At 53.8% G+C, this 11,449-nt stretch carries 10 protein-coding genes; 7 read left to right on the top strand and 3 right to left on the bottom strand.

Annotated features, from left to right (window positions below; all coding sequences use genetic code 11):
• Positions 1-413 precede the first annotated feature (413 nt).
• The 7 genes from AB1S56_RS02165 to map all read left to right on the top strand — a co-directional run bounded on the left by AB1S56_RS02165 (position 414) and on the right by map (position 6,967).
• Positions 414-1,355: a methylenetetrahydrofolate reductase gene (locus tag AB1S56_RS02165; RefSeq protein WP_340870238.1), complete on the top strand. Its 942-nt coding sequence runs from the start codon at positions 414-416 to the stop codon at positions 1,353-1,355.
• Positions 1,356-1,498: 143 nt separating this feature from the next.
• Positions 1,499-2,077: a sigma-70 family RNA polymerase sigma factor gene (locus tag AB1S56_RS02160; protein ID WP_340870240.1), complete on the top strand. Its 579-nt coding sequence runs from the start codon at positions 1,499-1,501 to the stop codon at positions 2,075-2,077.
• Complete coding sequence (locus AB1S56_RS02155) at positions 2,067-3,053, top strand: hypothetical protein (RefSeq protein ID WP_340870241.1); 987 nt, start codon at positions 2,067-2,069, stop codon at positions 3,051-3,053. The genes AB1S56_RS02160 and AB1S56_RS02155 overlap by 11 nt, the downstream gene beginning before the upstream one ends.
• Positions 3,054-3,214: 161 nt before the next feature.
• Complete coding sequence (locus tag AB1S56_RS02150) at positions 3,215-3,748, top strand: TetR/AcrR family transcriptional regulator (protein WP_340870243.1); 534 nt, start codon at positions 3,215-3,217, stop codon at positions 3,746-3,748.
• Positions 3,749-3,873: 125 nt separating this feature from the next.
• Complete coding sequence (locus AB1S56_RS02145; protein WP_340870245.1) at positions 3,874-5,283, top strand: MFS transporter; 1,410 nt, start codon at positions 3,874-3,876, stop codon at positions 5,281-5,283.
• Positions 5,284-5,628: 345 nt separating this feature from the next.
• On the top strand, positions 5,629-6,213 hold the full coding sequence (locus AB1S56_RS02140; RefSeq protein WP_340870246.1) for a TetR/AcrR family transcriptional regulator: 585 nt from the start codon (positions 5,629-5,631) through the stop codon (positions 6,211-6,213).
• A 7-nt stretch (positions 6,214-6,220) separates the two neighbouring features.
• The gene (map, locus tag AB1S56_RS02135; protein ID WP_340870248.1) at positions 6,221-6,967 is read left to right on the top strand and encodes a type I methionyl aminopeptidase; all 747 of its coding nucleotides are present in this window, start codon (positions 6,221-6,223) and stop codon (positions 6,965-6,967) included.
• Between the two features lie 474 nt (positions 6,968-7,441).
• On the opposite strand, the gene AB1S56_RS02130 is transcribed toward map, so the two are convergent.
• The 3 genes from AB1S56_RS02130 to AB1S56_RS02120 form a co-directional block, all read right to left on the bottom strand.
• Positions 7,442-8,617 carry a sugar ABC transporter permease gene (locus AB1S56_RS02130; protein WP_340870251.1) on the bottom strand — a complete coding sequence of 392 codons (1,176 nt, stop codon included), beginning with the start codon at positions 8,615-8,617 and terminating at the stop codon, positions 7,442-7,444.
• Positions 8,618-8,628: 11 nt separating this feature from the next.
• Positions 8,629-10,149, bottom strand: a complete 1,521-nt coding sequence (locus tag AB1S56_RS02125; RefSeq protein WP_340870253.1) for a sugar ABC transporter ATP-binding protein — start codon at positions 10,147-10,149, stop codon at positions 8,629-8,631.
• A gap of 137 nt (positions 10,150-10,286) precedes the next feature.
• Positions 10,287-11,393 (bottom strand): sugar-binding protein, encoded by a 1,107-nt coding sequence (locus AB1S56_RS02120; protein ID WP_340870254.1) that lies wholly within the window; start codon positions 11,391-11,393, stop codon positions 10,287-10,289.
• Positions 11,394-11,449: the final 56 nt, after the last annotated feature.

Below are 11,449 nucleotides of genomic sequence, written 5' to 3'. Positions count from 1 at the left end.
ATACGTACTCAATCATCCCTTTCCCAACCATTATTCGCAGGAAAACTATACTTGAAAGCGTTTGCTAATTGTCATTTTACGATCAAATATAAAGCGCTGTCAACCAAAATTAGCAAAATGAGGTGCGGAACACCCTCTTTCGAGGAAAGATGACAACGTTTGCGCACAAGAAGGGACTTCAAGCTTAGAATCGATCCCCATAGTGTGAGGCACGCCTCTCCCATTGCGCCGCCGATGGCCAACTCCGATGATGGCTTCCTGTTATAGCCTCAGGCTATAACAGGGTATAGATAATGAATGTTACCCACTGTCCACCCTCTTATATTAAAATAAAGCTTATTATACATAGCGAGTACCGCTCAACTCCCACAGTAAGAGAAGCGGCGCTGCAGCTTCCGGAGGGTCATGAGCATATGCTAAGAGACAAAATATGGGCTAAAGAGGCCGGCATTCTAACCTACGGGATGACGCCGCCGAAGATTGAGCATTCATCCGAGAAAATAGCTGAGATTGCGCAGAAGCAGGTAGAGCGGCTGCTCGACGTCGAGCTCGACGCGTTAATCTTGTACGATGTCCAGGATGAAGCCGATCGAACGGATGAGACCCGGCCCTTCCCTTACCTGCCCACCTTGGATCCTACAACCTATAGCGAGCAATATTTGAAAGGACTGCAGGTTCCCAAAATTATATACCGCTGCGTTGGCCGCTACAGTGAGGAGCAGTTCGCCAATTGGGTGACCGCTAACGCGAATCGCGACCAATATTCCGTATACGTGGGCGCATCCTCCAGCACGCAGGAGGTTCAGCTGGATCTGGCGGAGGCTTCGCGAATAAGCAAAAGCTTGAACAGCAGCCTGACGTTCGGAGGCGTCGTCATTCCGGAGCGGCATCAGAAGCGGAACGACGAGCATCTGCGGGTGAAGCAGAAGATAGACAATGGCTGCGCCTTTTTTGTATCGCAGGCCACGTACAACGTGGAGGCGTCCAAAAACTTTCTGTCGGACTACTGCTATTATTTTAAGGAAAATGGCCTGGAGATGGTGCCCGTCCTGTTCAACCTCGCCCCCTGCGGCTCGGAGAAAACATTGGCTTTCATGAAATGGCTGGGCATCAGCATTCCGAAATGGCTGGAGAACGAGCTGAAATATTCTCACGATGTGCTGGACAAATCCATTCAGCTGTCGAAGTCCATCTTCCAGGAAATATTCGAATTTGCTATGGACAAAGGCATTCCTGTCGGCTGCAGCGTGGAGAGCATCTCCACCCGGAAGGTCGAAATCGAAGCGTCCGTACAGCTCTTGCGCGACATTAAGTCGATGCTGGACAAGAAGCTGAAGCAGCCTGCTCTCAGCTAGGGCTTGTCGATTTATCTCTCATAGATAGGTTATAGGGCTTCCCGTGTTGGCGGGGCCCTTTTCTCATTTATTGGAGCACTCATTGAACCTTTTTCAGTTAACGAGCCAATAATTCATGTAACACCTGAATGGAGGCCGGTCCTATGCAGGAAATTGATTGGAGCGCCACGCTTATCCGGATGAGCGGGGGCGACGAGGAAGCTTTTCGAACGGTATATGATGCGACGCGAGATCACGCCTACAAACTGATAACCTATCTTGCTCCGCGCAAGCAGGACGCCTGCGATATTATGAGCGAGGTGTACATCGAATTGTTGCGATCCGCTGACAACTACCGGCCGGAGCAGCCTTTTACAGCATGGTTTAACGGATTAATTGTAAGGCAGGTGCGGAATTGGAAGCGGAAAGGCTGGCGACTCTTTCGAATTGCGGAGAAAACAAGGTCGACGGCAGGGGCAGTGACCGACTGGCATGCGGAAGATCAGCTGTCTGCTATAAGCCATGAAATGGAGCTTCTCCCTCTCTTGGGCTCGCTTCCACACAAAGCCCGTGAAGTCATTGTACTCCGTTACTATCAAGACTGTTCCTTGGAGGAGATCGCATGTCTGCTGAGCATTCCGCTAGGCACTGTCAAATCCAGACATCATCATGCCCTGAAGCAATTACGCCGATTATTAAACGTGACGTCAGATGGGAAGGAGAGGAGCAGCTATGTCTATTGAGCGGCAATTAAGCGAGGCGTTCAAGCGCAGTAATTCTGCGTCCCAACTTCCTCCTGCGCTGGATGAACGAATCATGGCGGATTACCGAAGGTTGGTGATGGAGAAAAGGGGTTATTCGCATATGAGGAAAAAATGGCGTTTGCCAAGATTGGCCTTTGTCGCTTTAATCGCCGCTATGTTATGCGGCTTCGCTTACGCAGGCAATTATCTGCTGTTCTCGGATAAGGAGGGCTCCTATTCGATCCGCATGCAGACGAACGATGCATTAACCATCGAGCCGGATGTGTTGGAAGCTGTTCGCGCCTCCTTGAAAGAGGTGCAAAGCAAGCTTTCTCCGGGACAGACCGCCATTGTCTACCTGCCGGACGTATTCCCCGATGCTCTTCCGGTAAGCATCTCAAGCTTGAAGCTTATCCCCGATGCTGAGCAGTGGAATGCTGTGCTTAATCAGCATGGTGTGCAGGAAGTGCTCCCAGACTCCTTGCTCGGAGGGTCCTTTCACTTCGAAGCAGGAGCATTAAACAGCCCGTTTCGCCCCTCTATGGGAGCGGATGTTACGGGACTAATAGATGAAATGGAAGCGGAGTATAGGCAGAGGGACGGCAGTTCAGGTCTCCTGTGGCGCTCTATTGATATTGCTGCCGAGCAGCCCGTATCTCAATACACAACCATGTATACCAATGATCAAGGCGAGACCCTCTATCTGACAATGGAGGTTATCGACAATGTCTCCATCACATTCGACGGCCTTACTCCACCGTCTACGGCATATGAGGCGATCGACCTGAACGAAAAGCAGGCGCATTACACAAGAAACGTTCAGTCGCTGCTTGGTGAAAGCCCTGTGTTCCAAGACCTCATGTGGATCGAAGAAAAGGATAGCCAAACTATTGTCCACCATGTGGAATCCGATTCCGGCAGTATGACCAAGGAACGAATGATTGAAGCGGCAGCGGACTGGCTGTCGAAGCAATAAACACGAGACGTTTATTGCATGGAAGCGGAACCGCCGGAATACAGCTCTCATCCTCTTTGAGGATTGAGAGCTTTTTTTTGCACAAGACGATTGACATTAGCTAGCCATTCATGGTAATTATTTATTAGTCAATAAATAACTCATAAGGAGTTCCAGCACCCATGACACCCAAGGACGACTCTCTTAACCGCAAAGATCAAATATTGGATGCCGCCGCTTCATTGTTCGCCGAGAAGGGCTACTACAAGACGACGACAGCCGGCGTTGCAGCAGCTGTTGGGGTGACCCAGCCCTATGTGTTCCACTTCTTCAAGACTAAGGAATCGCTTTATCTCGCCGTATTGGAACGCGCAGGGAAGCGAATTCTGCACGCCTTCTCCACCGTCGAAGCGCCGCCGGAGGAGCTGAAGGACACGATGGGCCGCGCCTTTACCGAGCTGCTGGGAAGCCATCGCGACGAGATCCTGCTGGTTATGATGGCTTACGCCACGCCGGAGAAGGAGGTTCGAGCCTATACGCGCAGCGAGATGGCCAAGATTCATGAGCGGGTCATGGCGCGCTTCCAAGCGGCGGGCATCCCAGACGCCGACAACGAAGCCAGCAGCTTCATCGCCCACGGCTTGATTATTGCCATGTCGGAGACGCTGGACCTGCCTCATCTGTGCCGTTGGAGAGAGACGCTGGAGGAACAATAAGCGGCAACACCACCTGCGACCTCATATTCTACTGTGCAAGCATCCGCGCTTGCATGAGGCCGCTATTTTTTTGGTTTTTCATTTATTGATTAATAAATAATTAAAAATGAGGAGTGAAGAACACCATGTTTACCCCTGATCGTGTGAAGCTGCTTGTCGTCACCTGCGCTGCCTTGTTCATGGCGATGCTCGACAATCTGGTGCTCGGCGTTGCGCTGCCGTCCATCCAGGAATCGTTCCAAGCCAGCATGTCGGACCTGGAATGGTTCATGAACGCCTACACCCTAGCCTTCTCCGTGCTGCTCATCCCGTTCAGCGTGCTGGGCGAGCGCTTCGGACGCAAGCGCATGTTCCTCGTCGGCGTCGTCCTGTTCACGCTGGGCTCCGCGCTGTCGGGCATGAGCGGAAGCTCCATCGAGCTGATCCTTGCCCGCGCCCTGCAAGGTGTCGGAGGAGCAGCGATTGTTCCGCTCAGCTTAACACTCGTCAACTCGGCGTTCCCTCCCGATAAGCGGGCGGCGGCGCTTGGGATCTGGTCCGGCATCTCGGGACTCGGCTTGTCCATTGGTCCGCTGGTGGGCGGGCTCATAATCGAAGGCGCAGCCTGGCAGCTCATCTTCTGGGTCAATATTCCCGTTGGCATTCTAGCGCTCCTGCTTGGCATGAGATGGCTGCCGGAGACGCGCGGCGAGAGGAAGCCGATTGACCCGCTTGGCATTCTGCTGCTCGCTGCCGGCCTGTTCGGCATCGTGTTCGGGCTGGAACGAGGCAATGAGGACGGCTGGGGTTCGGCGTTTGTATTGTCGCTGCTGCTCGGAGGAGCCCTGCTGCTCGCGCTGTTCTACCTGTGGGAGAGACGCCGCAAGCAGCCCTTTGTTCGCTTCGAGCTGTTCCGCAGCGGGAAGTACACCAGCCTGGTCTTGATCGGCTTCTGGATGAACGCAGGCATCTTCTGCGCGATCTTCCTGCTCACGTTATTCCTGCAGCAAGCGCAGGGTTATTCCGCGCTGGAGGCCGGCGTACGCGAGATGGCCTGGACCGGCTGCACGATGATAGCCGCCCCGCTTGCCGGTCTTGCTGTCGGCAGACTTGGCACTCGCAACGTCTTGGCGACCGGGCTGCTCCTGCAATTCGGCGGTCTGCTGGGCTTCGGCCTGCTCATTATGAGCCAAGGCGTGACCTTTCCCTTCGTCTACATGCTGCCCTTTATGATAATGGCCGGTGCTGGGATGGGGCTGAGCTTTACGCCGATCTCGCATGGCATCCTATCATCCGTGCCGACTTCAGCGGAAGGCGAAGCAAGCGGCATCAGCAACGCGACGCGCGAGCTTGGCGGCGTATTCGGCATCGCCATCGGCGGTCTCGTCTTCCAGTCGGGAGGAGCCATCCGCTCGGCCGCCGACTTCGGCGACAACGTCGTGCCAGCCCTGTTCGCCGGAGCGGCCATGATCGCCGTCAGCCTGCTGAGCCTGGCGCTGCTTCGCGGCAGGAAGGCCTCCCGCGAGGCACTGCCGGTGCAGGAGGCGACGTCGTAGGATAGCGGTCCATTCATGCACCTGTATATCATGTACGCCAGATATACAGGTGCATTTCTTTGCCACAATATATGTTTTTAATCATCCAAAAAAAGGGGATTCGATTTGGCGATACATTTAAACGCGGTCGCTCATCTCTGATAGGCCTCGATAGAGGATTTCTCAAAATATAAGAAAGCAGATTTCTCTTTACTGGGCTTCTATTACAACGCGAAACGTATGCTGCTCCGCCAAAGGACGGCGCAGCCGTTTACGCTTGTGAATCCAGCTTGCATTTGTCTCGACAATTGGTTATCGTTTTACTATCGACAAATATGCAGGTCTATACAAGGAGGTTATGACTTCATGTGCCCCCGCACCAAAGAACAAAATGAGCTCATCCGCGCGCAGCGTAGAGAACAGATCTTATACGCCGCCGCGCGAGCTTACTTCCGTACCGGAGGCAGCTTTGATATTCGTGATGTGGCCAGTGAAGCCGGGCTCGGATACGGCACAGTGTACCATTATTACCCGAACCGGGTTTTATTGATTCAAGATGTGCTGGAGAGCGGCTTCGAACGATGTGAGCTTGCTCTTGATGAATGGACTAACCTTCGAGACATTAGCCAGGATGACGGGGAAGTCATGGCATATTGCAAAGCGTTACTTAGGCTGTGGAAGTCGGACGCTCGCGCATATCTCGTCTATAAGATGGCGGCGGAGCTCTATGCGGGCTTACCTGAGAAGGACCGGTCCCTAGCGAAGAGACGATTCATGGAACGGCTGTACGCGCCTCTTCAATCGATGATCCAGCACGATGACGACAGCATCGACCAGATGCTTGCCATTCTAGTAGGCTGCTGCGGGCTGAGCTACTATGGCGGCTCCTCTGAGCTGAACGTCGATCGAATCGCCTGGCTGGCCGCACAAGCTACTACAAAGGAGTCCTAAGTCAAATATGGTGATCTTAAAAAATAAACATGAAATAGAGTCTATCCGTAAAGCCTGCCAAGTGGTGGCCGAATGCCATCGCACGATTGCGCCGCTCATCCAGCCCGGCATCACAACCAACGAGATTGAACGGATCTTTGAAGACATCATCCTGAAGCACGGCGCCAAGCCCTACACGAAAGGCTATAAGGGCTATGCCTATGCGACCTGTGCCTCCATTAACGACGTGATTGCGCATGGCTTCCCAAGCGATACGCCGCTTAAGGAAGGCGATATCGTAACAATCGATACGGTGGCGGAGCTTGACGGCTGGCTCGGGGATTCCGCCTGGAGCTATGCGGTGGGGAACATCTCCCCAACGGTCGATCAGTTGCTGCGCATTACGAAGGAATGCCTGGAGCTCGGCATTGCGCAGGCGCAGCCCGGCAATCGGCTAGGCGACGTCACTAGCGCGATACAGCGGCACGCGGAATCGAACGGCTTCGGCGTCGTGCGGGACCTTCTCGCTCATGGTATCGGACGGGACCTGCATGAGGATCCCAATTACGAGCATGTCGGCAATCCCGGCAAAGGCCTTCGCATCAAAGAGGGTATGGTGTTTACAATTGAGCCCATGATTACGGAAGGCACCTATCAGATGACCATCGATGCGGATGGCTGGACCGCACGGACACGGGATGGCAAGCTCGCGGCACAATACGAGCATACGATTGCCATTACCTCTGAAGGTCCGCAGATTCTCACTGCGCAATAACATTCTCGGCAGAGCTTCTAACGGACGAAAAACACCTTTATACGCGTCCCAGCGGCCAGCCGCAGTTGTAACGGACATTTTCGAACGTTAGGACAGGGATTGAGGTTGATTCCGTCCGTTTCGTACGGCTAAGCGTCCAATTTGTCCGTTACATTCTGAGAAAGATCAAATTGGAGCTCTAAGTCCGTTTTATGTCCGTTACGTCTTGCGCATCTGAACCGAAAACCCGCTTCACCCCGAAACTTTATAAATTCTGGGATGAGAAATCCTTTATCGAGGCCTTTCAAAGATGAGCGACCGCGTCTAGATGTAGGATTTATCGCCAAATAGAATTTCCGTTTTCGAATGCTCGAAAACCTATAAATTCTATTGTGGTCAAAAAATCCCCCTGCTCCGCCGTATGACCACCTCGGTCATGGATTGGCGTTGCAGGGGGATTTCATATGGTAAGCACGCAGGCTATCGGAGGACCAACTAGCCCCGCTTCTTGCGCGTCATGACGTCGAAGATGACCGCTGCGGCCAGAACGCCGCCGCGAATCATGTACTGATAGGAGATGCCGACGCCGAGCAGGTTCATGCCGCTTGTGAGCGACGCCATGACGATCGCGCCGATAATGGCGCCTGTTACTTTGCCGACGCCGCCAGCGGAGGATACGCCGCCGACATAAGCGGCCGCAATCGCGTCAAGCTCGAACAGCGTACCTGCCGTCGTGGTCGCCGATTGCAGGCGAGCGGTGTACAGGATGCCGGACAAGGCGGCGAGCATACCCATGGAGCCGAACACGATGTACGTAATCTTTTTCACGTTGATCCCTGTCAGATGCGCCGCCTCCGGGTTGCTGCCCACCGCATAGATGTGACGGCCGAGCACCGTCTTCGTGGAGAGGAAATGATAGATGGCGACAACCGCCAGCATAATGACAACCGTCCAGGAGAAGCCGTTGTAGCCCGCCAGCACCCAGGTGAAATAGCCGATAATACCCGATACAAATAGTAATTGCAGCGCGAAAATACCCGAGGATACCACTTCGAAATGGTACTTCTGCTTGTTCCTGCGTTTCTTGATCTCGCTGTAGATGTACAGCCCAATTGCCGCAAGACCAACCAGCAGGGACAGCAGATGCAGACCGCCCACTACGGCGATAGAGGGGATAAACCCGTTGCCGATCGCGTTGAAGTGCTCATCTCTGACAATAATGGTGCCCGTCTTCTCCGTTACCTGCAGCAGCGCGCCGCGGAAGATCAGCATGCCCGCGAGGGACGCGACGAAGGATGGAATGCCGATCTTCGCGACGAGCACGCCGTTGAACAGACCAACGATGATGCCCAGCACAAGAATGATGGGAATGGTGAGATAGAACGGCACGCCGGCCTGCGACAGCAGGATAGCGGCGATAGCGCCCAGGAAGCCGGCTGCGAAGCCAACCGACAGGTCGATCTGGCGGATGACGATAACTAGCGTCATGCCGACGGCAAGCACGGCGATATAGCCTGTTTGGTCAAGAAGGTTACTAATATTGCGGGAGGACATGAACAGTCCGTTCGTCATGATAGTGAAGGTCAGCATAATAACGAACAGGGCGATATACATGCCGTATTCGCGGATATTCACTTTAACAAGCGATTTCGCTTCGTTGAGTAGATTCATCGGTCTTCCTCCTATTGCGTTGCAAGCTGCATAATGTTTTCTTGGGTAGCCTCTTCGATCGGCAACTCGCCTCTCAACGCGCCTTCGGCCATAACGTACACGCGGTCGCTCATGCCGAGCACTTCCGGGAGCTCCGACGAGATCATGATGATGCTCATGCCTTCTCTGATCAGCTTGTTCATGATCGTGTAAATCTCGAACTTGGCTCCGACGTCGATGCCGCGCGTCGGCTCATCCAGGATGAGCAGCTTCGGTCCAACGAACAGCCACTTGCCGATGGACACCTTCTGCTGATTGCCGCCGCTCAGCTTGCCAACGATCTGCTCAACGGAAGGAGCCTTCACGTGCATCGAGCCCTTGTATTCGTTCGCGATAATGACCTCTTCATTCTCATTGATGACGCCCCTGCTGGAGATGCCCTTCAGGTTCGCCGCCACCACGTTGCTCTTAATATCTTGAGTAAGGAACAGGCCGTCCCCCTTGCGGTCCTCCGTCACGTAAGCGATGCCCGCCTTGATCGCGTCGCTTGTGTGATTGAACCTTGCGGGCATGCCGTTCACGAACAGGTCGCCCTGTAATTTATAGGACTTGGGATTGCCGAAGATGCTGAGCGCGAGCTCCGTCCGTCCCGAGCCCATCAAGCCGGCTATGCCGACGATTTCGCCTTGTTGGACATGCAGATCAACGTTCTTGACTACATGGCGGCCCAGCTGCGGATCATAGGCGGACCAATTGTTCAGCTCCAGAATTTTTTCGCCAAACTTCTTGTTCAATCTCTTGGGATAGATGTCGTCGATTTCGCGGCCGACCATATTTTTAATAATCGCGTTTTCGGTAATTTCGCCCTTGGACGCGTCCAGGGAGCAGATCGTACGGCCGTCGCGGATGACGGTTGCCCGGTCCGCAATGGAAATAACCTCTTTCAGCTTATGGGAAATCATAATGCACGTAATGCCTTGCTTCTTCAGCTCCCGCAACAGCTCCAGCAAATTTTCGCTGTCGTTCTCATTAAGCGCCGCCGTTGGCTCGTCGAGGATGAGCAGCTTGACGTTTTTGCTGAGCGCCTTCGCGATCTCAACTAACTGCTGCTTGCCTACGCCAAGATCCTTAATCAACATCTCTGGATTGACGTCGAGTCCTACCTTCTTCAGCATCTGATTGGCCTGAACAATCGTCTGGTTCCAATCAATGACGCCGCCGCGCTTCACTTCATTGCCTGCATAGATATTCTCGTATACCGTAAGATCCGGGAATAACGCCAGCTCCTGATAAATAATGGCGATGCCCGCCTTCACGCTGTCGCTAATCCGGCCGAATTGCTGTACGCTGCCCTCGAACACGATGTCTCCCGTATACGTCCCGTGAGGATAGACCCCGCTCAGCACCTTCATCAGCGTGGATTTGCCAGCGCCGTTCTCCCCGATGAGGCAGTGAATCTCGCCCCTTCCCACCTCGAAGCTGACATCCGTGAGCGCTTTGACTCCCGGAAATTCCTTGGTGATGCTCTTCATCTCCAAAATATATTCGCCCATCGTTATGCCCCCTTAACCTTGCAGCCGTGACAACTAACGGAAAGTGACAGCTTCTTGTTGACTGCCGCGCCCCGTCACGAGGGCTGAGCGCGGCAGTCATCCAGCCATCACTAATCCGTCTTGCTTATGCTTTTATCTTATTTCAGTCCCGTGAAGTCTTCCGCTTTGTAGTAGCCGGAATCGATCAGCTCAGCCTTCACATTCCCTTGGTTGACCGTAATGACGTCTGTTTGCTTCGCCGCCACGTCGACTTTGCCATTGTTGTACGAACCCGTTGTTTCTGGAGTCTTGCCGTCAAGGATGGCTACAGCCATACCCATAGCGTCCGTTACCAGCGTACGAACATCCTTGAACACCGTCATGGATTGCTTGCCGTCGATGATGTATTGGATGGAAGCCTTCTCCGCGTCTTGACCCGTTACAACGAAGCTCGATACCGCGCTGTCGGAGCCGAATACGTCCGCGATGTTGCGAGCCGTGCCGTCATTCGGAGCCAGGATCAGGACATCGCCCTTCATGTCCGCAGAAGCGGATGTAAGATGTGTCTGCGCCTTGTTCTTCGCTTCGTTCGGATCCCAGTTCGTTGTGATCTGACCGATGATCTTGCCCAGCTCGTCGCGGGACAGCTCCGCCTTGTCTTTCAGAGCAATCGCTTCGCTGGAGTTGGCGATGACGAACGTGCCGTCAGCAATCTTCGGCTGCAGCACCTTCCATGCGCCGCTGAAGAACAGGAATGCGTTGTTGTCGGAGGCTGCGCCTGCATACAGGTACAGAGGCTGGCCCGCGCCCTTCGCGTTGTCGATCAGGTATTGGCCTTGCGCCGCGCCTACCGCTTCGCTGTCGAAGGTTACGTAATAGTCAACCGCGTCCGTATCCGTGATCAGGCGGTCATAAGCGATAACCTTGATGCCTTCCTTCTTGGCTGCTTCTACAGCGGAGGCTGCTGCCGGTCCGTCATGAGGACAGATGATCAGAACATCGATGCCTTTGTTGATCAGCGTCTCGACGTTTTCCTTCTCCTTCGCCGAAGAGCCTTGGCTGAACAGGATTTCCGTTGTATATTTTGTGCCGGACAGGGCATCCTTAAAGCGTTGCTCATCCTGTACCCATCTTGGCTCGTCTTTGGTCGGCAATACGATCCCGACGCTGACTTCGCCGCCTCCATTGCTGCTGCACGCTGCCATTACGGCTGCGAACATCATCATAACAAGCAAGAGAGAAATCGATTTGAAGCTCTTTTTCATATTTTTTTACCCCTCTCAAATGTGTTCTGCTGCAAGTTTTTGTTTCTTACAGGTCT

Origin of the sequence: Paenibacillus sp. PL2-23, from assembly GCF_040834005.1 — a bacterium.
Taxonomy (GTDB): Bacteria; Bacillota; Bacilli; order Paenibacillales; family Paenibacillaceae; genus Pristimantibacillus.
The sequence above is the reverse complement of the archived record's forward strand: the minus strand, read 5'-3'. Positions and strand labels throughout refer to the sequence as shown.